20 protein-coding genes and 8 tRNA genes are annotated in these 23,019 nt (G+C 47.1%); 17 read left to right on the forward strand and 11 right to left on the reverse strand.

The window, feature by feature from the left end; genetic code table 11:
- Positions 1–71 precede the first annotated feature (71 nt).
- The gene (locus QMG91_RS01345; RefSeq protein ID WP_022594199.1) at positions 72–752 is read left to right on the forward strand and encodes a nitroreductase family protein; all 681 of its coding nucleotides are present in this window, start codon (positions 72–74) and stop codon (positions 750–752) included.
- Positions 753–789: 37 nt separating this feature from the next.
- Here the strand turns inward: QMG91_RS01345 and QMG91_RS01350 are convergent, their stop codons facing one another.
- The 5 genes from QMG91_RS01350 to frdA form a co-directional block, all read right to left on the reverse strand.
- Positions 790–1,770 (reverse strand): histidine ammonia-lyase, encoded by a 981-nt coding sequence (locus tag QMG91_RS01350; protein ID WP_281828389.1) that lies wholly within the window; start codon positions 1,768–1,770, stop codon positions 790–792.
- A 335-nt stretch (positions 1,771–2,105) separates the two neighbouring features.
- Positions 2,106–2,483, reverse strand: coding sequence for a fumarate reductase subunit FrdD (frdD, locus tag QMG91_RS01355; RefSeq protein ID WP_281828391.1), 378 nt, complete (start codon positions 2,481–2,483; stop codon positions 2,106–2,108).
- A gap of 10 nt (positions 2,484–2,493) precedes the next feature.
- On the reverse strand, positions 2,494–2,877 hold the full coding sequence (gene frdC / locus QMG91_RS01360; RefSeq protein ID WP_022602326.1) for a fumarate reductase subunit FrdC: 384 nt from the start codon (positions 2,875–2,877) through the stop codon (positions 2,494–2,496).
- A gap of 2 nt (positions 2,878–2,879) precedes the next feature.
- The gene (locus QMG91_RS01365; RefSeq protein ID WP_022590370.1) at positions 2,880–3,638 is read right to left on the reverse strand and encodes a succinate dehydrogenase/fumarate reductase iron-sulfur subunit; all 759 of its coding nucleotides are present in this window, start codon (positions 3,636–3,638) and stop codon (positions 2,880–2,882) included.
- Entirely contained in the window at positions 3,638–5,443 is a 1,806-nt protein-coding gene (frdA, locus tag QMG91_RS01370) for a fumarate reductase (quinol) flavoprotein subunit (protein ID WP_281828394.1), read from the reverse strand. The genes QMG91_RS01365 and frdA overlap by 1 nt, the downstream gene beginning before the upstream one ends.
- A 361-nt stretch (positions 5,444–5,804) precedes the next feature.
- On the opposite strand from frdA, the gene epmA reads away from it, so the two are divergent.
- Positions 5,805–6,779, forward strand: a complete 975-nt coding sequence (epmA, locus tag QMG91_RS01375; protein WP_281828396.1) for an elongation factor P--(R)-beta-lysine ligase — start codon at positions 5,805–5,807, stop codon at positions 6,777–6,779.
- A gap of 289 nt (positions 6,780–7,068) precedes the next feature.
- Here the strand turns inward: epmA and QMG91_RS01380 are convergent, their stop codons facing one another.
- The 5 genes from QMG91_RS01380 to rsgA form a co-directional block, all read right to left on the reverse strand.
- The gene (locus tag QMG91_RS01380) at positions 7,069–7,956 is read right to left on the reverse strand and encodes a DMT family transporter (RefSeq protein ID WP_045963911.1); all 888 of its coding nucleotides are present in this window, start codon (positions 7,954–7,956) and stop codon (positions 7,069–7,071) included.
- A 66-nt stretch (positions 7,957–8,022) separates the two neighbouring features.
- Positions 8,023–8,736: a glycerophosphodiester phosphodiesterase gene (locus QMG91_RS01385; protein ID WP_281828399.1), complete on the reverse strand. Its 714-nt coding sequence runs from the start codon at positions 8,734–8,736 to the stop codon at positions 8,023–8,025.
- A 20-nt stretch (positions 8,737–8,756) separates the two neighbouring features.
- Positions 8,757–10,172 carry an SLC13 family permease gene (locus QMG91_RS01390; RefSeq protein ID WP_281828401.1) on the reverse strand — a complete coding sequence of 472 codons (1,416 nt, stop codon included), beginning with the start codon at positions 10,170–10,172 and terminating at the stop codon, positions 8,757–8,759.
- A 176-nt stretch (positions 10,173–10,348) separates the two neighbouring features.
- A complete protein-coding gene (gene asd / locus QMG91_RS01395; RefSeq protein ID WP_281828403.1) occupies positions 10,349–11,215 on the reverse strand; it encodes an archaetidylserine decarboxylase in 867 nt (288 codons plus the stop codon).
- A gap of 120 nt (positions 11,216–11,335) precedes the next feature.
- On the reverse strand, positions 11,336–12,391 hold the full coding sequence (gene rsgA, locus QMG91_RS01400) for a small ribosomal subunit biogenesis GTPase RsgA (RefSeq protein ID WP_022594180.1): 1,056 nt from the start codon (positions 12,389–12,391) through the stop codon (positions 11,336–11,338).
- An 80-nt stretch (positions 12,392–12,471) separates the two neighbouring features.
- Here rsgA and orn point away from each other — a divergent pair, with 80 nt between their 5' ends.
- The 9 genes from orn to QMG91_RS01445 all read left to right on the forward strand — a co-directional run bounded on the left by orn (position 12,472) and on the right by QMG91_RS01445 (position 14,129).
- A complete protein-coding gene (gene orn, locus QMG91_RS01405; RefSeq protein ID WP_022551738.1) occupies positions 12,472–13,017 on the forward strand; it encodes an oligoribonuclease in 546 nt (181 codons plus the stop codon).
- 228 nt (positions 13,018–13,245) lie between these two features.
- Positions 13,246–13,321, forward strand: a tRNA-Gly gene (locus QMG91_RS01410).
- Positions 13,322–13,362: 41 nt separating this feature from the next.
- Positions 13,363–13,439 (forward strand) — tRNA-Met (locus QMG91_RS01415).
- 32 nt (positions 13,440–13,471) lie between these two features.
- A tRNA-Gly gene (locus tag QMG91_RS01420) sits at positions 13,472–13,547 on the forward strand.
- 41 nt (positions 13,548–13,588) lie between these two features.
- A tRNA-Met gene (locus QMG91_RS01425) sits at positions 13,589–13,665 on the forward strand.
- Between the two features lie 32 nt (positions 13,666–13,697).
- Positions 13,698–13,773, forward strand: a tRNA-Gly gene (locus QMG91_RS01430).
- A 42-nt stretch (positions 13,774–13,815) separates the two neighbouring features.
- Positions 13,816–13,892: transfer RNA gene (locus QMG91_RS01435), tRNA-Met, on the forward strand.
- 32 nt (positions 13,893–13,924) lie between these two features.
- Positions 13,925–14,000, forward strand: a tRNA-Gly gene (locus QMG91_RS01440).
- Positions 14,001–14,053: 53 nt separating this feature from the next.
- Positions 14,054–14,129, forward strand: a tRNA-Gly gene (locus QMG91_RS01445).
- 663 nt (positions 14,130–14,792) lie between these two features.
- Here the strand turns inward: QMG91_RS01445 and queG are convergent.
- Complete coding sequence (gene queG, locus QMG91_RS01450) at positions 14,793–15,905, reverse strand: tRNA epoxyqueuosine(34) reductase QueG (protein ID WP_281830423.1); 1,113 nt, start codon at positions 15,903–15,905, stop codon at positions 14,793–14,795.
- A gap of 299 nt (positions 15,906–16,204) precedes the next feature.
- Between queG and tsaE the strand changes: the two genes are divergently transcribed.
- The 6 genes from tsaE to hflX all read left to right on the forward strand — a co-directional run bounded on the left by tsaE (position 16,205) and on the right by hflX (position 22,986).
- Complete coding sequence (gene tsaE / locus QMG91_RS01455) at positions 16,205–16,669, forward strand: tRNA (adenosine(37)-N6)-threonylcarbamoyltransferase complex ATPase subunit type 1 TsaE (RefSeq protein ID WP_004399855.1); 465 nt, start codon at positions 16,205–16,207, stop codon at positions 16,667–16,669.
- The gene (locus tag QMG91_RS01460) at positions 16,663–18,375 is read left to right on the forward strand and encodes an N-acetylmuramoyl-L-alanine amidase (RefSeq protein ID WP_409351247.1); all 1,713 of its coding nucleotides are present in this window, start codon (positions 16,663–16,665) and stop codon (positions 18,373–18,375) included. The genes tsaE and QMG91_RS01460 overlap by 7 nt, the downstream gene beginning before the upstream one ends.
- Positions 18,375–20,354 (forward strand): DNA mismatch repair endonuclease MutL, encoded by a 1,980-nt coding sequence (mutL, locus tag QMG91_RS01465; protein WP_281828407.1) that lies wholly within the window; start codon positions 18,375–18,377, stop codon positions 20,352–20,354. The genes QMG91_RS01460 and mutL overlap by 1 nt, the downstream gene beginning before the upstream one ends.
- A complete protein-coding gene (gene miaA, locus QMG91_RS01470; protein WP_281828408.1) occupies positions 20,354–21,286 on the forward strand; it encodes a tRNA (adenosine(37)-N6)-dimethylallyltransferase MiaA in 933 nt (310 codons plus the stop codon). The genes mutL and miaA overlap by 1 nt, the downstream gene beginning before the upstream one ends.
- A 117-nt stretch (positions 21,287–21,403) precedes the next feature.
- Complete coding sequence (hfq, locus tag QMG91_RS01475; protein WP_004399859.1) at positions 21,404–21,670, forward strand: RNA chaperone Hfq; 267 nt, start codon at positions 21,404–21,406, stop codon at positions 21,668–21,670.
- A gap of 26 nt (positions 21,671–21,696) precedes the next feature.
- The gene (gene hflX, locus QMG91_RS01480) at positions 21,697–22,986 is read left to right on the forward strand and encodes a ribosome rescue GTPase HflX (protein ID WP_004399860.1); all 1,290 of its coding nucleotides are present in this window, start codon (positions 21,697–21,699) and stop codon (positions 22,984–22,986) included.
- Positions 22,987–23,019: the final 33 nt, after the last annotated feature.

The raw sequence follows: 23,019 nt of genomic DNA on the forward strand, positions 1-23,019 counted from the left end.
AAAGTTCTTCCCGAATACTGTCTCGTTTTCTCGCTATAGTAGTCAGACAATAATGAAAGCAAGGAAGCGTTATGTCTGAAGACACTCAACTCCCACTCACAGATTTTATCGAGTATCCGGTCTCTGAAATGGTCGACCGGGCAGAGCAGAATTACGAACTGGTCAAGCGTCGACATTCCATCCGTCAGTTCTCTGATCGCCCCGTCCCTAAATCCATTATCGAGAATTGTATTCTGGCAGCAGGAAGTGCTCCAAGCGGTGCTAATCATCAGCCATGGCACTTTGTGGCAATCAACAGTCAGGAAACGAAAGCCAAAATTCGCCTTGCGGCAGAGGAACTGGAACACTCTTTCTATGAAGGCAGAGCAGGGCAAGAGTGGTTAGATGCCCTTAAACCTTTGGGCACCAATGCCAGCAAACCTTATTTAGAAAAAGCCCCGTGGCTGATTGCTGTCTTTTCGCAAAAGCGTGGAGGCATGGACAACGATGACAGTCAGACTAATTATTACGTCCACGAATCCGTTGGCATTGCGACAGGCTTTCTACTTCAGGCTCTGCACAACGCGGGATTGGGAACGTTGACGCACACGCCAAAGCCAATGAGTTTCCTGAGTTCAATTTGCGGAAGAGACAACAGCAATGACAGACCTTACATGTTGATTGTTGTGGGTTACCCCGAGGACGGCGCAACTATTCCAAAACACGCCACATACAAAAAAGCGTTGTCTGAAATTTCGACGTTTATTGAGTAAAAGAAAATAGCCCTTCCAGTACAGGAAGGGCTATTTGTTATTTGTTGATAAAGAAATATTTATTCAGATATTGATTCAGCGGTCTGAATGCTGGGTTTGCCCAGGTAACGTACATCTTAGAGCCGTCATCGGGGTAAAATCCGGAAGCGATGTTGCCTTGGTTAATGAATGTGGTCCCTAAGTTACCAACCAGTTCACCACCGCCTTCATTGTTGCCTGGGTCTAACTTGTATTCATACATCAACCCAAGCAAAGCGCCTGGGTTTAGATTTACCTGAGTTTTGCCGTGAATATGGTCCACAACACCTCCAATATGAGGCGTACCATTCTTGATACATGGTGTTGGTGTGCCTAGAGCTCGGTCTACTTTTAGCTGACCATTGCCATAATTGCACTCATTGAAGAATAGTGCTTCAAAGCTTTGTTGATCCGCAGTGCGTTTGTAGGTAGTCAGCTTGGTTTTGAAGTTTTGATAAGCGTCATTCAGTTCACTGCCAATCAGCGTGTTGCTGTTGCCATCCACGTAATAGTCGAAAACCTGCATGAGCTTTTGATAAGTGGTCAGAGATAAGGTCTCGTCTTTTCCTTTGTTGGTGAACACCAACTCCAAGCCGTGAACCTGCGATGTTGCCTGGCTCAAAGCAAAGGCAAACTTATCTTCCTGGCTTTGACCTGTTGGTTCTGTTGCCATAACACCAATCACGACGGTTTTATTGTTGAAGCGCTCGTGGACATCTTTGTGCGACCATTTCACAAAGTTCTCAACTTGTTTAATCACACGTTGATGCTGTTCAGTGGTGATGGATGGCGCAATAGCCAGAACGTAAATGCCCTTCTGGAAAGTGCAGTTTGGAATGTCGTCTACTTTAGAACAGTGGTCAATACTGGAATAAACGTTCACACCTGATGGGGTATTGGTTTGCGAAGGCGTCAGATTACTCTCGGAGGCATCTTCTATTTTGCACCCTTGCAACAACAAGGACATAACCACAGGAAGAAATAGAATTTTTTTAAACATACATTCACTAAAGATTGCGAAGTGTCAGCCACTCCAGGTTTCAATTGGTGCAGATCGCCATAGAAATCTGCGCAACAGGTAAAACTCTGGTCAAGCCAGGATGCATTATGCTCTTCCGTGAAATGTTCAATTCAGCTCATTATGTGCAGAGGTGAGCTGAATTTTGATTTGTTTAAATGCTGTTGGGTATTGCATTTTTAGCTGCAAGCAAATGAGCGGAGGGGATTATATAGACAGGTATTAAGAAAGGGTAGTGCGATTCTTAAACAATTTGTAAGGCTTTTTTAATGCCGTAATTTATGAAAGGGAGCGAATTACTCCCTTTCATATTTGGCTTAAATCATGAACACAAAAATCACAGCCAGAGCAGAGATGAGCCCTGCAAAAGCGTAACAGGCGATTTTTCCCGCTACACCGGTATGAATTTTCAGATCGTGCATTCCATGATGAACTCGGTGCATGGCATGCCACATTGGTAGTGCAAGGGTGCCTATGACAAACAAACTGCCAATCAGGCTGGTAGCGAAACCAGACACTCTTTCATAGCTCAGCGCTTCGGCATCAATAACACCGAGAGGGGCTAAGATACCCAGCACGAGAATAGTGACCGGGGTGATCATGGCAAACCATGTCCCGCCTGCTCCAAACAGCCCCCACCAAATGGGTTCATCAGAGCGCTTTGGTGTTTTATCGATTTGATATTGAGTATTCATTATTCGCTCCTTAAACCACAATCAAAACAATGAGGGAAATAAAAGCGACAGCCGCCCACTGACTCATCACAATCAGTTTCTTCTCGACAGGCTTACCTTTCCAGCGAATGGGCATAACTTGCGGCATCATGCTGAAAAACGTCTGAGCATGGAGCAGGCTACCTGCCAGAGCGACAAGGTTAATGCCGATGACAACTGGGTTTGCCATAAAACCTAGCCAGCTTTGCCAGGCGTCGGGACCTTTGACTAAAGCTCCTAGCCCAAATGTCAGAAAGACCGTGAACAAAACCAAAGGTAGAACAGTGGCTTCCCGCAGCATGTAAAAACGGTAGAAAGGGTGATTCTTCCACCAGGTTCGCTTTACTTCGCGTACATAAGGTTTGCGGTTACTCATGGTTACGCCTCCTCTTTCACTGGGGAATCACTGGGTTTTAGCATGGCAATCACAAAGTCCATGGAAGAGGCGACTTTGCCCTGATTGACTGCGGCTGCTGGGTCGACGTTTTTAGGGCAAACATCCGAGCAGTAACCCACAAAGGTGCAACCCCATGCGCCATTTTGCCCGTTGATCAACCCCATACGTTCAGCCTTGCCATTGTCGCGGCTGTCTAAGTTGTAGCGATGCGCTAGGGTCAGAGCCGCTGGTCCCATAAATTCGGGGTTTAAGCCAAATTGTGGGCAGGCTGCGTAGCAAAGCCCGCAGTTGATGCATCCCGCGAACTGTTTGTACTTCGCCATTTGTTCTGGGGTTTGTAGGTTGGTGCCGTCTTCCGGCTTGCGATCGTTTCCTATGATGTAAGGCTTGATGGCTTCCAGACGTTCAATGAACGGCGTCATATCCACAATCAGATCTTTTTCAATAGGGAAATTCGCCAGTGGTTCGATGGTCACGCCATCGGGGTAGTCGCGAAGAAAGCTCTTACATGCCAGTTTAGGTACTCCGTTGACCATGATGCCGCAGGAACCACAGATCGCCATACGGCAGGACCAGCGATAGGAGAGATCTTTATCCAGGTGATCCTTGATGTATCCAAGGGCGTCTAACACCGACATGGTTTCATCGAATGGTACGTCGAAGGTTTGAAGATGCGGCTCTGCGTCTTTTTCAGGGTCATAACGCAAGATGTCGACTTTTTGAATGCGATTGGCTGACATTATGCTTTCTCCTCTTCCGCTTTAGCGGCTTCTTCGGCTGCCGCTTTTTCTGCCGCTTCACCATACAAGCGAGCTTTAGGCTGCGACTTAGTAATGGTGACATCGCTGTACTGAATGCTTGGTGAGGCATCCGCCTGGTAGTAAGCCAGCGAATGTTTCAGGAACTGTTCGTCGTCGCGCTCGGTGCAGCCATCATCCAGTCGCTGGTGGGCACCGCGAGATTCTTTACGAAGGATCGCGGAATGCACCATGGCTTCTGCTACTTCCAAACCGTAACCGACTTCTATGGCGTACAGCAGATCGGTATTGAAGACTTTTCCTTTGTCTTTGATGCTGATGCGTTTGTAGCGCTCTTTGAGTTCGGTGATTTTCTCGATAGTAGCTTGCATCAGATCTTCCTGACGATAGATGCCACAGCCCGCTTCCATGGTATGACCCATTTCGGTTCGGATGTCTGCCCAGTTTTCATCGCCCTCCTGATTCATCAGTGCCTGAATCCGTTCTTCAACCAACTGGATTTGCGTTGTGATGGTGTCGTCATTCCAGCCTTTAAATTCAGAAACTCGTTTGACAGCGTTTTCGCCAGCAACACGACCAAAGACCACAAACTCCGCCAAAGAGTTGGAGCCAAGGCGATTCGCACCATGAAGCCCAACGGATGCGCATTCACCCACAGCAAATAAACCTTTGATTCGGGTTTCACAAGCTTTGTCGGTTTCGATGCCACCCATGGTGTAGTGTACGGTTGGACGAATTGGGATGGGTTCTTTGGCAGGGTCGACATTCACATACGCTTTGGCCAGCTCGCAGATGAACGGCAGACGCTCTTGCAGGTAGTCTTCACCCAAATGGCGTAAATCCAGATGAACAACATCGCCGAGCGGATGTTTGATGGTGTTGCCTTTTTGCTGCTCATGCCAGAATGCTTGGGAAACTTTGTCACGTGGACCAAGCTCCATGTATTTATTCTTAGGCTCTCCGATTGGGGTTTCCGGTCCCATGCCGTAATCTTGCAGGTAACGATACCCGTTTTTGTTAACGATGATGCCACCTTCGCCCCGGCAACCTTCCGTCATCAGGATCCCGGTGCCCGGTAGACCGGTCGGGTGGTATTGCACAAACTCCATATCGCGAAGTGGTACACCGTGGCGATACGCGATGGCCATGCCATCGCCTGTTACGATGCCGCCATTGGTATTACAGTGATAAACGCGACCGGCGCCTCCTGTCGCCAGTACGACAGATTTGGCTTTAATGGTGACCAGTTCGCCTTCCGACATATGAATGGCGACTAAGCCCTGAATTTCCCCGTCATCAACAATCAAATCAACGACGAAATACTCATCGAACCGGTTGATGTTTGAATACTTCATGGACGTCTGGAACAGAGTATGAAGCATGTGAAAGCCCGTTTTATCCGCGGCAAACCAGGTACGTTCTACCTTCATTCCGCCAAAGCGGCGAACGTTTACTTCGCCGTTTTCTTTGCGGCTCCACGGGCAGCCCCATTGCTCCATCTGAATCATTTCACGTGTGGCGTTTTCAACGAAATACTCCACCACATCTTGTTCACACAGCCAGTCTCCTCCACCGACGGTGTCATTGAAATGATTGTCTAAGCTGTCTTCATCTTTGATGACAGCAGCAGACCCCCCTTCTGCCGCAACCGTATGAGAACGCATGGGATAGACTTTGGAAATCAGAGCGATGTCCAGTTCTGGGTTTGCTTCTGCAGCAGCAATGGCAGTCCGAAGACCAGCGCCGCCAGCGCCGATGACTGCGATATCTGTGGTTATAGTCTGCACAGTTACCTCCGGTAAGAAACGACAAATGCAAAAACGACAGCGCACACCTTTGCGAGCCGTCCATGCGAAAATCTGTTGATCCATAGCCAGAGTAGTCTGGCGAGTAAGACCAACAATCCAATAAAAACCTTGATTCCTATGGGTATATTAAGAGAGGGAATTGCGGGGAAAATTGATGTATTCGGGCTTTTGCTTCGGTAATGCAAACAAGGGCATAAAATTTCTATAATGTGTGATTACAGTCACTGAATGTGCGTTTCTATGCACCTTTGCTTACTGAGAACTACTCTGGGGAAGAAGCTGACACAGCGGGTTCAGAGAAGGTAAAATACACGTCAGATGAAATGATAAGAGAGTTTCCATGTCTTTGAATCAGTGGCAACCCACTGCCCAACTTTCCCAGCTAAAACAACGTGCAGATTTGATTGCTCAAATCCGGGCATTCTTTTATGAAAGAGGTGTACTGGAGGTAGACACGCCAGCGATGAGCCACGCGACGGTAACGGATATTCACCTGCATACATTCAAGACCCAGTTTGTCGGGCCGGGTTATGCTGACGGCAGTGCACTCTTCTTGATGACCAGCCCCGAGTTTCACATGAAACGCTTGTTAGCCGCTGGAAGCGGGTCGATTTACCAGATTTGTAAGTCATTTCGGAATGAAGAAAACGGGCGTTTTCATAACCCGGAATTCACCATGCTGGAGTGGTATCGCGTCGACTTCGACCATCACGACTTAATGGATGAGATGGATGCCTTGCTACAACTCACTCTGGGCTGTGCGTCAGCGGAGCGGATGACTTATCAAAATGCGTTTATTGATACTCTGGGAGTGTGTCCGCTAGAGGGCAAGATGTCTGAACTTAAACACGCTGCGGCGAAACTGGGCTTAAATGATATCGCCGAGCCTGAAGAAGACAGAGACACTTTGCTTCAGTTGCTGTTTAGCATGGGTGTGGAAACCCGAATTGGTCAGGAAGTGCCAACGTTTGTGTACGACTTTCCCGCTTCTCAGGCGGCATTAGCGAAAATCAACGCGACGGATCCAAGGGTTGCAGACCGGTTTGAGGTCTATTTTAAAGGCATTGAACTGGCTAACGGTTTCCATGAGCTGGATAACCCGAAAGAACAGCTAGCACGGTTTGAGCGGGATAACGCACAGCGCGAAACCATGGGCTTAGAGCCACAGCCTATTGATCACCATTTAATTGAAGCGTTGAAGTCTGGCTTGCCTCAGTGTGCTGGTGTGGCACTGGGGATTGATCGCTTAGTCATGCTGGCACTGGGTGCTTCACACATTGACGAGGTCACCGCTTTTCCGTTTCCTCGGGCGTGAATATTCAAACACACAAAAACAAAAACCACCGTTAGGTGGTTTTTGTTTATCACAATGTTTTCTAAGCACAGATAAATGAATTAAATAGTACTTACGTTGAAACAAGTATCTAACTCACCTGTTGTGGCAATGACTATCAAAGTAGGAAGCTTTGAGTGCCCCATTGCCAGGGCTTAGGAGGATTCAAGGTCTGGGATTGAGGTCGTGTTCTCGCAAGCAGACGAAATCACTATATCGCCTCTTTTTTATGAATGCAAATGGTTCTCAATATCGTTATTGAGTTCGGGACTCAGGACACAAGAATTCCGGTTCCTACTACAGCCAATATCGCGCCAATCCATGCATAAGGGTTAGGGCGCTGTCGGGTATAAATCCAAAGCAGAGGCAGCACCATGATAGGGGTAGTCGATGACAGCAGAGCCACCATACCGACGTTTCCATCTCTTAATGCGTAAAGGATCAAAGTCATCCCAACCGCCATGGCAAGGAAGCCGTTCACGGCACATATCCACAGAATGCGTAAGTTGATGGGCTTAATCGGGCGAGAAAGTTTCGCCCCAGTCATTCGGAACGCGCAATGAGCAAGAAAAGCAGCAATCATGCGAATAGCAGACGCGGCAACAGGGTCGATATCACCCTGCATCACGGGTTTGGCAATAATTCCACCCAGCGCCTGACAAAGTGCCGCGAGCAAACCCAATCCGATACCGATAGCAATGCTGCCCTGTATCGCTTCCCACTCGTGCTGACCTTGTTTTTTCTTGCCAAAGAAAATAGCGGTCATGACACCAGAAAAAACCAGTACCGAACCGAAGAGCTCAATACCAGATAAGGTTTCACTGAAGATCCAGTAACCCAGAATGGCAGAAAATACCGCGTGACATGAAAACAGCAATCCTGCCTGACGTGGACCCATGCGATTCATACAAGCGAACAGTGCGGTATCACCGATGAAGATACCAACCAATCCCGACAACGCCATAGGCAGAATATGGTCGCTGGTAATGGTGCTCCATCCACCAGTAAAAAGCGCCATTACAATCAGAATGGCGGAAGTGCAGCCCATACGCCAGCGGCTATAGGAGAATGACCCCAGGTGTCTTGCTGGGGTAACAGAGATAATGCTGGAAATTGCCCATAGAAATGCGGCAGCCAGTGCCAGCCATTCGTAAGTCATCGCGCTTAAAAAATCAGGTGGTTACAAGGTTTTCACTATGCCTGATTTCCTTAACAACAACTACACTTATTTCCAACGGAAATGAGAAGGTTGAGGGTAATATTCAATGGCTTCGGACGGGCAGTCGCAGAAGACGCCATCCACTCCAATTTCAGACAGCCATTGCCAGTCTTCGAGTTGGTTTACGGTGTACACATAAACCGCTAACCCGCGCAACTTGGCGTCCTGCACAAAATCCTGATCGATGACGTCGAGGTCAATATTGACGGAATCTGCTTTGAGCCGTTGGGCAAATTTTGCTTTGTCTGTGCCTTTAGACCCAGTCAGTGCGCCAATCAAGGTTTGGGGACGAGAGCGTTTGATCTGTGCTAGCCAGTCATGGTTGAAAGACGAAACGATCAGTTGCTCTTCCTGAAATCCGTAATCAGATAACGCTAAATCTAAGTGAGAATAAAGCTGCTCTAAATTATCGATGCCTTTTACTTCGATATTCAGTGCGCACTGACCCTGTATAAGATCCATGACTTGCTTGAGAGTCGGAATCACTTCTCCGTTACCAGCGTCCAGTTGTTGCAGGCTGCTTTTATCAAACCACTTCAGTAACCCAATGCCATTGGTGGTTCGATTCAACCATTTATCGTGGATCACCCAAAGTTCGCCGTCCTGTTCATGGATATCCAGTTCGATAGCGGGGGCACCGCTGTCTATTGCCGCCTGAAAAGCGGCTAAAGTGTTTTCCGGGTGTGTTGCGCGCGCACCGCGATGTGCAATGATGATCATTATTGAGCTCCGTGAAAAGATCAGTTCAATAGCCACATCGCAACGTACACGATGCCTAAGCCAATTATACCCATGATAAGACCTGTTTTCGCCATGTCCCGGCTCTCGACCAGCCCTGTGGAATAAGCGAGAGAATTCGGTGGTGTTGAAACGGGAAGAATCATGCCCAGAGAGGCAGAAAACGCGACCACCACAAGCAAAGCCTGCAAGCCCCCGATTTCAGCTAATGCTGGCATGGATACACCGATGGCGGCAGCGATTGGCATCAGCAAGTTAGCCGTGGCGGTATTCGACATGAAGTTCGCCATCAGCCAACAAACTATAGATAAAGTCAGTACTACCGCGGTTGGAGAAAGCGCATCGTAATCAATGGCGTGTGCTAAAGCACTGGCAAGCCCGGTTTTGTCCAGTGCGATACCAATCGCTATTCCCCCGGCAACCAGCCAGAGTACATCCCAATTGATCTGTTTCAGCTCTGCTTTTCCCATGATGCCCGTTAAGGTGAATACCGCGAGAGGAATCACTGAAACGACATAGGTGTTCATGCCGTGCAGCTTTGTCGTCATCCATAGGAGAATGGTGATGGCGAAAGTGATGTAAACCACGATAGCGCGCCAGCCACGTTTAAACGTGCCCCCCAGTTTCAATGTCATGCTTTCTTGGGAAGCGGGGAACAGTTTTTGTAGAAGAAACCATGCAATGGTGAGCTGGATGAGAACGAACGGGAGCCCCATCGTCATCCAGGATAGGAAATCGATGCTGTTGTCGCCTGTAAGATACTGCAAAGCAATGGCGTTAGGCGGCGTTCCAATCGGAGTTGCGATGCCTCCGGTATTAGCGGCGATAGGGATACAAAGTACAAGTGCCTTGACGCCGGTATCTCCCTTTGGAGCCGATGCCACAATAGGACCAAGCAATGCCAGCATCATTACTGTTGTCGCCGTATTGGACATAAACATAGAGAAAACAGCGGTTATCAGCATCAGCCCCAGCATGATAAATCTGGGTTGGTGTCCAAACGGTTTGAGCAGCACTCGAGCCAGATTGTTATCCAAATCGTACTTGGACGCTGCAATGGCTAAAGCGAATCCCCCCATAAATAGAATGATGATAGGGGAGGAAAAAGCGCCCAATATATCGGTGTAAGTCAGTAGCTCTCCCAACTCATGCCCAGATGGTGGATTTCGGAAAAGGTGCAGCCCTTTGTCTGACAACATCACCAGTTCGAGTGCGATGATCAGAATTGAAGTTGCGAATACAGGGACAGGTTCCAGTACCCATAAGAGTGCAGCGAGCAAAAAGATGGCGAGTAAACGATGCTGAATTAAAGTGAGATCTTCGATGGGGATGGCATCGGCGGGAATCAGTAATACAATAATAGGAAGAGCGAAGCTTATCGCCAGCTTTATAATCACCGAGGTGTTTTTAGGAACCATGCTTTTCTCGCCAACTTTCTCACTGGGAACTAGCATAAGACAAGACGAATTCGCGTACTAAGATCGTGTCGGTAGTTTGAGAAGCTGTGGGATATTATCGAATAGAAGTTTGTTTTTTATCAAAAAACAAAAAAGGCAGCTCATTGAGCTGCCTTTCAAATATTGGAGAAAGCGAGTTAAGCTTCTGCTTTGTGGGCGTAAGGCGTACCCATAACCGTTGGCGCGTTGAGCTGCATGCTCTCATCAAACTGGATGCTGTCTTTTGCAAACAGGTTGATTACGGTCGACCCAAGTTTAAATCGACCCATCTCTTCGCCTTTTTTCAGCACAACGGATTTATCACCTTCAGCAGGGTAATCCCATGTGTAAACGGTGTTCCCACGAGGAGGAGTGACGGTTCCTGCCCAAATGAGTTCAATGCTACCAACAATAGTGGCACCAACCAGAACCTGAGCCACAGGACCAAACTCGGTATCAAAAATACACACCACACGTTCGTTACGAGCGAACAGATTAGGCACATTCTCTGCGGTCAGTGGGTTTACGGAGAACAGGTCGCCCGGTACATAAATCATTTTACGTAGCGTGCCGTCACATGGCATATGAACACGGTGGTAGTCACGCGGCGACAAGTACAGTGTCGCAAACTCGCCATCTTTGAACTCTTCTGCCAGCGCTTCACTGCCGCCAAGCAGCTCTTGAGCCGAATAGTTGTGACCTTTTGCCTGAATCAGCTGACCGTCCGTGATAGGACCAAACTGACTAACACAAGCGTCGGCAGGGTGAGAGATAACATGCTTACCTTCTGCGATCGGGCGTGCGCCTTCTTTTAGCTCACGTACGAAAAATTCGTTAAATGTTTTGAAGTAAGCAGGGTCGGAGTGCAATGCTTCGTCCATGTTGACTTTGTACTGCTTGATAAACCAACCAATCACAGCCGTGGTCAAACTGCCTGCTTTTGCGCTTGCCAGTTTACCAACAAGACGCGTCAATCCATGTTGTGGAATCCAGTACTGGAGACTCACTTTAATTTTATCTAACACAATTGATTCCAAATTGTTCAACAAGTCGGCGCGAGATGTTACTGAATCTCACTACCGTTGTCAGCTTCTTTACAAGTCCCTCTAACGTTTTGCCACAATTTTGCGGCAATGGTCGTTGGGTTAAAGGTCCGCTTTCTTATTCCGAGAGTACTGACGGTTCGCTTTGTTTTCTTGCATACTTTCGATAATGCGATGGTAATTTTCAAAACGAACTTCGCTGATATCACCGCGTTCTACCGCTTCTCGGATGATGCACCCTGGGTCGTCAGTATGCTTGCAGTCACGGAACTTGCAGCCACCAAGGAAAGGTCGAAATTCCACAAACGCTTCAGTGACTTCATCCGGCTCCAGGTGCCACAAACCAAATTCACGTACTCCAGGAGAGTCGATTAAGTCGCCCCCTTTCGGGAAATGGTACAACCGGGCAGCCGTTGTTGTGTGTTGTCCAAGCCCTGAGTTTTCAGACACTGCACCTTCTTCGGCTTCGACTTCCGGCATCAGAGCATTGACTAAACTGGATTTGCCGACACCGGATTGTCCCACAAAGATATTAATCCGATCTTTAAGTAAGGCTTGCAGCTCTTCAACACCTTCGCCAGATTCCTTACTGACCAGCATCACCTGATAGCCTATTTTTTCATATTCAGTGAGCCAGGTACGATACGTTTCGCGTTGCTCGTTATCGAGAAGGTCGATTTTGTTTAGCACAATGAGTGGTGCAATGCTCAGGGTTTCAGAGGCAACCAAATAACGGTCTATGATATTAAGAGAGAGCTCAGGCAATACCGATGAAACGATGACCATTTGGTCGACGTTGGCAGCGACAGGTTTTAAGCCATCGTAATAATCCGGGCGGGTCAAAACAGATGTGCGTGGTTCCACAGCTTCAACAACGCCAGAGATACCCGCCATGGCTTCGTGACCAGAGCGCCAGATAACTTTGTCACCAGAGACTAAGCTTTCTATACCACGTCGTAAATTGCAGCGATGGATCTCGCCAGTTTCATTGTCTTCAATATCGGCGTGTTGACCGAACCGAGTGATGACTAGCCCTGCTTTGGTTGCACCAAGCATGGACTCTTCCCATTGAACAGTGTCTTCTTGGGTTAATCGCTTTTTTTGGTTGTGACGAACGCGTCGTACTTGACCTTTTGTGAGCTTTTTCTTTTTTGCCACGGATTATCAACTTCTTTGGTTGGAATTCCAAAATAGGTGGGTATGATACCTCTTTTATCAACAAAATAGGCAATTCATCTATGTCGTTCAGCGATCAGAACTTAATTTGGATCGATCTAGAGATGACAGGGTTAGACCCTGAAACCCATAAGATCATTGAAATCGCTACTATTGTTACCGATAGTGAGCTCAATATTCTCGCTGAAGGACCCGTTCTGGCCATTCACCAACCAGAAGAAGAGTTAGCCAAAATGGATGAGTGGTGCACCACAACTCATACAGGAAGTGGCTTAGTTGCTCGCGTAAAAGAGAGCACTGTGACAGAGCAACAGGCGATTGATCAAACCATCGAGTTCCTGAAACAGTGGGTGCCGGAAGGTAAATCTCCGATCTGCGGTAACAGTGTTGGGCAGGACAGACGCTTCTTATACGAGTTCATGCCTGAGCTGGAGGCATATTTCCACTACCGCTACATAGATGTCAGTACCATCAAAGAACTGACACGCCGCTGGCAGCCAGAAGTGCTTAAACAGTTCTCTAAAACAGGCAGCCACCTAGCACTTGATGACATTCGTGAGTCCATTGCTGAGCTGAAGTTTTATCGTCAGCACGTATTTAGTATTTAAGGTCCTTCCTCTTATTGTCCAATGGTAAGTCTTTGGGCAATACGCAGTTTTATCCGCATTTAAAATGCAGCCAAACAACCGATTCGCTTAAGGGCTGAGCGAATCTGATTGGTTTTGTTTCTTTTTTCGGCAAACTGACAAAAAATTTAATTTTTTTGAGGGAAGGACTTGCATCACAAAAAAATGCTCTTATAATTCGCAGCCCTAAACGACGGAAACGTTGTGAATGCGACACTAGCTCAGTTGGTAGAGCGCAACCTTGCCAAGGTTGAGGTCACGAGTTCGAACCTCGTGTGTCGCTCCAGTTGAATAAGCTCTCATCATGCTTTGAATGATGAATACGGACGCGGGGTGGAGCAGCTTGGTAGCTCGTCGGGCTCATAACCCGAAGGTCGTCGGTTCAAATCCGGCCCCCGCAACCAAATTAAGATTTATTGCGTCAGCGATAAGTCATGCGACACTAGCTCAGTTGGTAGAGCGCAACCTTGCCAAGGTTGAGGTCACGAGTTCGAACCTCGTGTGTCGCTCCAGTTGAATAAGCTCTCATCATGCTTTGAATGGTGAATACGGACGCGGGGTGGAGCAGCTTGGTAGCTCGTCGGGCTCATAACCCGAAGGTCGTCGGTTCAAATCCGGCCCCCGCAACCAAATTAAGATTTATTGCGACAGTGATAAGTCATGCGACACTAGCTCAGTTGGTAGAGCGCAACCTTGCCAAGGTTGAGGTCACGAGTTCGAACCTCGTGTGTCGCTCCAGTTGAATAAGCCATCATCATGCTTTGAATGATGAAATACGGACGCGGGGTGGAGCAGCTTGGTAGCTCGTCGGGCTCATAACCCGAAGGTCGTCGGTTCAAATCCGGCCCCCGCAACCAAATTAAGATTTATTGCGACAGTGATAAGTCATGCGACACTAGCTCAGTTGGTAGAGCGCAACCTTGCCAAGGTTGAGGTCACGAGTTCGAACCTCGTGTGTCGCTCCAGTCTCTTTACGAACAGAGAAAATAGCCTTCATCGTACTTTACGATGACAAGATGCGACACTAGCTCAGTTGGTAGAGCGCAACCTTGCCAAGGTTGAGGTCACGAGTTCGAACCTCGTGTGTCGCTCCAATCTCTATTCAAAGAAAGACAAAAGCTTTCATTGTGCTTAACAATGACACTTCTCCCGATAGGGAATGATGTGAAGATGCATCAACCGCTCTTTATTTAATGCTGAGAAGCATTACCCCAAAAAGAAATAAAAATAACCACCCAGTCGGGTGTTTTTTTTCGTTTTCATAATACATACAGATACCGCGTCTATTAACGCTCAGTTTTCCACTGCCATAGATAAGTGCAGAGCGGAATCTGGTGCGTGTTTACAATTTCGCTAACAGAGTTATCCACAAAGTGACATCTGTGGATAACTTGGTTGATAAATTGTTTTATTCGAAATGATCGGGGAAGGTGGCAAGGATCTTTCTTTTGTTCTGTTTGTCACGGATAAATATGAAAACAGTGTAAGTCTATGTATATCAAGGCTTGCGGGGTGATTTCTTAACTTTCGATATGTAAGCATTAAGATCATTAACTCGTGTTTTTTTGATCCTCGTCATTTATTGTATCTGTGTTTAACTTTTCTTTCTCCAGCTATCTGTGCTACCAAATTCGCTTTTTTCCACATAGAGCACTTTTTGAGAATTACATCAAATTATAGGTACAAAATTCGTCTCAGATTTTGAACTTTTAATTACAGAGGGTTGTGCACAGTGCACCACAAATGCTTGCCAAAGGTTAAGCGTCTCTTGGTAAACCTTTCTGGATGATTCGGATAAGTCTTTCCTTTTTCCGGTCTTTTACAGGGGTTTTGGAAATTTGTGTCTCAATTGCCCATTCAATGTGGTCATCCAGATTGTCGTCAATTCCTAAGCGACCCTCAAGAGCATAGACGATATCCTGAGAAAAGGGAGCATTTCCCATTGCAACAGCCACATTTCTCATCCATTGAATGTGCCCGATGCGTCGGATAGCTGAGCCTTCCATCTTTTTTAGAAATTCTTCTTCTGTCCAAGACATCAGAGTAAGCAAGTCTGCCGAGCCAAAAGCATCACGTCGGTGAAAATCTTTCTGATCGGTAATACCTGCTTCACGATTCCACGGGCAAACCAATTGGCAGTCATCACAGCCGTATATTCTGTTCCCCATCTTTGAACGAAGCTCTACAGGGATTTTTCCACTTAACTCTATGGTTAAGTAAGAAATGCAGAGCCTGGAATCAATGACACCTTCGCTGACAATAGCACCCGTGGGACAGGAGGTAATGCAAGCTTTACAGGTTCCGCACTGATCGGTTGAAGGTTCATCTACGGGTAGGGGGAGGTCGATCAGCAGTTCACCTAAGAAAAACCATGAGCCCGAACCTTCATCCAGTATCAAAGAGTGTTTTCCTGTCCAGCCCAGCCCGGCTTTTTGCGCGATGGGGCGTTCCAGAATCGGGGCAGAATCTACAAAGGGTCGGTAACCAAATTGACCCACTTCCGCTTCGATTCTCTGACCCAGCTTCTTTAACTGGTTGCGAACGAGCTTGTGATAGTCACGCCCTAAGGCGTACCGGCTAATATAGCCTTGAGTAGAGTCTTCTAAATTACTGGCAAACTGCGCATCCGGTGGAAGGTAGTTCATCCTAGCGCTGATGGCTCTGACTGTGCCAGGCAGCAGCTCAGCGGGACGAGCACGCATCATTCCGTGGCGTGCCATCCAGTCCATTTCTCCGTGGTAGCCAGCATCGAGCCAGTCTTGAAGTGGCTTTTCATGCTCAGACAAATCAACATCGCAGATGCCGACTTTCTGAAAACCAAGCTCGGTTGCCCACTGCTTAATTTTTATGGCAAGTTCGGAGTAATCCATAGCTTTGGAGTGATTCTTAGCGCCGACAGCGTGAAAAATGGGCGACGATTCTAACTGATTCAAATGACAAAAAGAACTCCTTTTCGCGTAACTAATGCTTATCTCGATTGTCTCAAATTAAGGAAATGATCTCTGTTGCAATGAGCATTAAAGCGAGCTTTTTATGAGATTCACCCTCAATGGTGAATTTTTATCTTTTCCTAACAGATAAGATCTTGTCTCTCAAAACCAACACGGTTTACTATTCGGTTTCTTTTGAATTTTATATAGTCGTTGATCGGCACTGGAACATGCAACAAATGAACATGAAACACTTCACTCTCATTGATGAAAACGCCACCGTTGAATTTGGACAACTTGTCGCGAAAGCATGTCACCAGCAAACCACCATTTACTTGCACGGCGATCTCGGTGCAGGAAAAACCACATTCAGTCGTGGTTTTATTCGCTCACTGGGACATACTGGCAATGTAAAAAGCCCTACTTACACTCTAGTAGAGCCGTATCAGTTGGACGAGTGGCAAGTTTATCATTTCGATTTGTATCGTCTGGCTGATCCTGAAGAGCTCGAATTCATGGGAATTCGTGACTATTTTACTCCTGATGCGATCTGTTTAGTTGAGTGGCCGGAAAAGGGAGAGGGGTTATTGCCTTCTCCAGATTTAGATATTGAGATCAAATATGACCAATCACAACGTATTGCTACGGTCACAGCCAATACGGACTATGGTCATGCCTTGCTTAAGAACCTGGAGTCGTGTTGATTTATAAGCAATTTCGAGCACTCATACTGCTTGCTTTCTTTTTTCTGTTTGGGGTTGCTGCCAAGGTTTCAGCCAATACGCTGGAAGGGGTGAGGGTTTGGCCTTCGCCCGAAGAAACCCGAATTGTCATTGATTTGAGCAGTGAAGCTAACTACACGTACTTCACTCTGAGTAGCCCAGAGCGTCTGGTGGTGGATCTGAAACAGACCGACATCGCTGCAAAGCTGCCGATCAATGTTAAAGACTCTCCTGTACTCAAGAAAATCCGAAAAAGCAGCCCCCCTTCAAAAGGGACGTATCGACTGGTTTTTGAATTAAAAAAGAAAACCAAGGCAAATCTGTTCAAGCTGAGTCCTACGCCTGGTGGTCAGTACGGGCACCGTTTGGTGATTGACTTGCCTCACGGCAAAGCGGCGACACCAGCGCCAGCCAAACCTGCTAATCCCCTTATCCCTAAGAAAACCACGCCAAGTAAAGATGCGTCGCAATTCTTGGGCAATGCGGATGTGATTGTGGCGATAGATCCCGGGCACGGAGGGGAAGATCCTGGTTCTATCGGACCGACGAAAAAGTACGAAAAACACGCCACGCTGATCATTTCAAAGAAATTAGCCAGCGAATTAAACCAGGTTCGCGGGGTACGCGCCGTTCTTACTCGAACAGGTGACTACTTTGTTAATCTGAATAAGCGGTCTTCGATCGCGCGCAAGAATAAAGCCCACCTTCTTGTATCAGTGCATGCCGACAGTTTCCGTTCACCTCAGCCTCGCGGTGGTTCTGTTTTTGTGCTTAATGTTCGTCGTGCCAACAGTGAAATTGCTCGTTGGGTCGAGAAGCACGAGGAGCAATCCGAACTTCTAGGTGGTGCGGGTGAAGTGCTATCTAAGGTCAATAATGACAGAAACGTCAGCCAGACCTTACTAGACCTAAAATTCAGCCATTCACAGAAAGAAGGGTATAAGGTTGCCACCAAGATTCTTAAGGAAATGGGAAAAGTAACCCGCCTTCATAAGAAAGAGCCTGTTCACGCAAGCCTGGCGGTTTTGAAGTCTCCAGATATTCCATCGGTACTGGTTGAAACGGGTTTTATGTCCAACCCGGTTGAAGAGAAACTGTTGTTCCAGCGTTCGCATCAAAACAAGTTGGCGAAAGCGCTGTCGAAAGCCATTGTCAGTTACTTTGAGGCAAACCCGCCGGAAGGAACCTGGCTCGCGAACAAAGGTGCAACCGTTAAACATAAAGTGGTTCGAGGCGAATCTCTGTCCCGAATTGCTCAGAAGTACGGCACGACGACCAAAGCCATTATGGCAACCAACAAACTAAAAAGTACCAATATTGCGGTTGGGCAAGTTTTGTTGATTTCTGGTGGCGCACCATCAGAGCCTAAGGTGAAGACGGAAATCATTACTCACGTGGTGAAATCGGGTGAGTATCTTGGCAAGATTGCCAACAAGTACAAAGTTTCTGTTGCGAGTATTAAACAGCGTAATAGTCTGAAATCGAATACTCTAAAGGTTGGTCAGAAGCTAAAAATTCAGGTGAAGCTCAAAGATAAGCCGATTGTGAAGCACAAAGTGAAACGCGGCGAGTATCTTGGAAAAATCGCCTCGAAATATGGGGTTTCGACTTCGGCAATCAAAAAAGTGAATAACCTAAAATCTGATACCTTGTCTGTTGGTCAGGTTTTGATAATCCCGAGTAAATAATGACGATTAAAATACTGCCAGCCAGATTAGCGAACCAAATAGCCGCAGGGGAAGTGGTAGAGCGCCCTGCGTCAGTCGTGAAAGAGTTGGTGGAAAACAGCTTAGATTCAGGAGCCACGCGCATCGATATCGATATCGAAAAGGGCGGTTCTAAGCTGATTCGTGTTCGGGATAACGGCAAAGGCATTGCCAAAGACGAGCTAGGTTTGGCGTTAAGCCGTCATGCTACGTCAAAGATCCACACCTTGGATGATCTTGAAGCCATCATGAGCCTGGGGTTTCGTGGTGAAGCACTGGCCAGTATCAGCTCTGTGTCTCGTCTTACCATGACTTCCCGACCTGCTACACAGGATGAGGCATGGTCTGCGTACAGTGAAGGTCGAGATATGGAAGTAAAACTCCAGCCAACCGCTCATCCAATCGGTACGTCAGTGGAAGTGCTTGATTTGTTCTTCAATACCCCTGCACGCCGAAAATTCTTAAGAACAGAAAAAACCGAATTTTCTCATATCGATGAATTGCTTAAGCGTATAGCTTTGAGCCGTTTTGATGTGACGATTAATTTGCGTCACAACGGAAAAATGGTGCGTCAGTACCGAGCCGCGAAAACCGAACGACAGACAGAAGCGCGTATTTCAGCGGTTTGTGGCAGTGCGTTTGTTCGACATATGTTGAACATAGAGCTTGAACATCAAGGCTTGAAACTTCACGGCTGGATCACCACCCCTGAAGGTGCTCGTCAGCAAAGCGATCTGCAATATTGTTACGTTAATGGTCGTATGATGAGGGACAAACTCATCAATCACGCAATTCGTCAGAGTTACGAGAACAGCCTGAGCCCGGACCAATTCGCTACGTATGTTTTATTTATTGAGCTGGACCCACATCAGGTGGATGTGAATGTTCATCCTGCCAAGCATGAGGTGCGATTCCACCAAGCCCGTCTGGTTCATGACTTTATCTATCAGGCGCTGAGTGATGCTTTGTCTCAAACCGAGTCGATTACTCCCGCTGAGACCCGTGCATCCGCTTATCATCAGCCCGCGCCCCAGCAGGATGATCAGCATCGAGTAATGGAAGCCATCGCCAGCACGCCTGCGTATCCGAGAAAAGCAGAGGCTTCTGCCTATGTGCCTCAGGCGTTCACAGACACTCACTCCGCGCCTTCACATCATTCCTACTCAGAACCGAAAACTCCGAGCTTGGGCACCCCCCCTTCTTCGCCAGAGCCGACGAATACTGCCCGAAACGAATGGCAACAGTCTAAGCCTGTTTCTGGCGGAGCGAAGCCCAGAAGCAAAGCAAAGGAAGATGCGCCAACCTGGCAAGAAGTGAGAGCCTATAAAGAGCTGCTAAAAACACCGGAAGATATTGAACTGGTAGAATCGGTTGGCTCCGATAAGTCTGAAACTCCTAAGAGTCATGTGGTGCTTGGAAAAGCATTTACGGTTGTGGATCAGCAGTATCTCCTGATGCAAGCCGAACCTTCCTGCGTTCTTGTGAATTTACCGCGAGCAGAGTGGTACAGAACACAATCTCAATTGTCGGTGGGACATGGTCCGCTCAAAGCTCAGCCATTATTAGTGCCATTATCCATTAAGTTGGATAAGAACCTGGTAGAACAAGTATCACAATTTGATACTTTGCTTCAGCAGCTAGGAATTCAGCTGCGGGAAAAAAATGCTCGCAGTATCATGGTCATGGCGGTTCCCCAACCTCTCAGACAGCAAAACTTACAAATCTTGATACCAGATCTGTTATCGTATCTGCAGAAACAAACCAATGAGGTTGAAGCAGAGCGGATATCTAAATGGCTTGCGACCGAAGTGACTCAGGTAAAAGATACCTATACCACATCGGAAGCCATTCAATTGATAGCAGATATTGAGAATTTGAGAGCAGGCAAAATGCCAGTTGAGGATCCAGTATTCTGTCAGCCCGTTAACTTCGCTTCAGCCATTGCAGCAATGAATTCGTGATGACAGATAAACTTCCTCTGGCGCTGTTTTTAATGGGGCCAACCGCATCGGGTAAAACCGAAATCGCCATACGTTTAAGACAAAAATATCCCGTTGAAATCATCAGTGTGGACTCCGCATTGATATACAAAGGGATGGACATTGGCACCGCCAAACCCGATGAGGAAGAGCAGTCGAAAGCGCCTCATCGCTTGATCGATATATTGGATCCGAGTGAATCGTACTCAGCCGCTGATTTTCGTCGTGATGCGCTTTCAGAAATGAATGAAATTGTCGCCGCCGGTAAAATTCCGCTCTTGGTTGGTGGAACTATGCTGTATTACAAAGCTCTATTAGAAGGGTTGTCACCTTTGCCTGCGGCAGATCCTGCAATTCGTCAACAAATAGAGCAAGATGCGTTGACTTTAGGTTGGTCTGCGTTGCACGATCAACTCAAGGATATTGATCCTGTATCAGCGAAGAGAATCCACCCGAATGATCCACAAAGATTGTCACGGGCATTGGAAGTTTACAAAATTTCAGGTAAAACTCTTACTGAGCTGACCAAAAAGCAAGGTGAACCCTTGCCATTTCGGGTTAAGCAATTTGCAATAGCCCCCAAGGAAAGGGCAGAGCTCCACCGCCGTATCGAGCTTCGTTTCGAAAAAATGATCGATGCAGGGTTTGAAGAAGAGGTTCAGGCGTTATACGCTAGAAAAGATCTTCACCCGGATCTTCCTTCGATTCGATGTGTTGGTTACAGGCAAATGTGGGACTATTTGGATGGGAACTGTACGTTAGATGAAGCGGTATTTCGCGGAGTCTGTGCAACCCGTCAATTGGCCAAGCGACAGATCACCTGGTTGCGCAGTTGGGATGATTTAACTTGGTTAGATAGCGAAAACATTGATGAAGCGCTCGAAAGTATGTCAAATGCCATAGCATCTGATTGACTTGACTGTGTATAATGTGATCGTTTTTGCGCATTTTTTTCATTTAGCTCGGATGCAAAAACAGCTCTCTGAATAGCTAAATAAAACTAAAACTACAATCAAATAAGGAAAAATAAAATGGCTAAGGGGCAGTCTTTACAAGACCCATTTCTAAATGCGCTACGTCGTGAGCGTGTACCTGTGTCTATTTATCTGGTGAACGGTATCAAACTTCAAGGACAAATCGAGTCTTTCGATCAGTTCGTGATCTTATTGAAAAACACTGTAAACCAAATGGTATATAAGCATGCTATTTCTACTGTGGTTCCTGCTCGCGCAGTGACTCACCACAGTAACAATGAACGTTCTCCTTCAGAGCGTCCACAAGAGAAATCTGAAGATTAATAGTACTTTAGTAAGGAGTTGAGTGCTTGTTTGACCGTTATGAAGCCGGTGAACAGGCTGTACTTGTTCATATCAACTTCACGCAAGAAGGTGAATGGGAAGATCTAGCTGAATGTGAGATGCTAGTGACGTCCGCAGGGGTTGAAGTTTTGCAGGTTGTTACCGGCAGTCGTCAATCCCCTCACCCTAAATACTATGTCGGGGAGGGTAAAGCTCAGGAAATCGCTCAGGCAGTGAAAAGCTCCGGAGCTGAGATCGTGATCTTTAACCACTCCCTTTCTCCTGCCCAAGAACGAAATCTTGAACATCTTTTCAAATGTCGGGTCTTAGATCGTACTGGTCTGATTCTGGATATTTTCGCCCAACGCGCTCGTACTCACGAAGGTAAACTGCAAGTTGAACTGGCACAGTTGCGCCACATTTCAACGCGCTTAATTCGTGGTTGGACGCACTTGGAGCGTCAGAAAGGGGGGATAGGTTTACGTGGACCAGGTGAAACTCAGTTAGAAACTGACCGACGATTGTTGCGTGATCGTATCAAAGCCATTCTCCGAAGGCTGGAGAAGGTTGCTAAACAGCGTGAACAAGGTCGCCGAGCTCGTAATCGCGCAGAAATCCCAACCATCTCGTTAGTGGGTTACACCAACGCAGGTAAATCAACCTTGTTTAACCGAATCACGGAAGCGGGTGTGTATGCAGCGGATCAGCTGTTTGCTACATTGGACCCTACGCTACGTAAGATAGAGTTAAGCGACGTTGGTACAGCGATTCTCGCGGATACTGTTGGATTTATCCGGCATTTACCCCACGATCTGGTTGCTGCATTTAAAGCCACACTTCAGGAAACGCAAGAAGCTGACATTTTGTTACATGTTGTCGATGCCAGTGATGAGCGTTTTCGTGAGAATATTCAAGCTGTTCATGACGTGCTAGAAGAGATTGACGCACACGAAGTGCCCACTCTTGTCGTGATGAACAAGATTGACAATATGGAAGGTCAACAACCCAGAATTGAATACGATGATGAGGGGATGCCTCAGCGCGTTTGGGTTTCAGCTATGGAAGGTGTAGGTATTGAACTGCTGTTTGAAGCGCTGACTCAGCGTTTAGCCAGCCAAATGGTTCAGTATCAGCTTCGGATTCCACCTCAATATCAGGGCAGATTCCGTAGTACTTTCTTCCAATTGAAAAGTATTCAACAAGAGGCGTATGATGAGCAAGGCAATTTGCTGATCGATGTCCGAATGCAACAAGTAGATTGGTCTAGACTAGAAAAAAGAGAAGGGGCAGTTTTAGGTGACTTTATAGTTACTTAAAGGACTGCTACAGTATAACGTCATATCAAATGA

The organism is Vibrio nigripulchritudo, assembly GCF_027924785.1.
Lineage (GTDB): Bacteria > Pseudomonadota > Gammaproteobacteria > Enterobacterales > Vibrionaceae > Vibrio > Vibrio nigripulchritudo.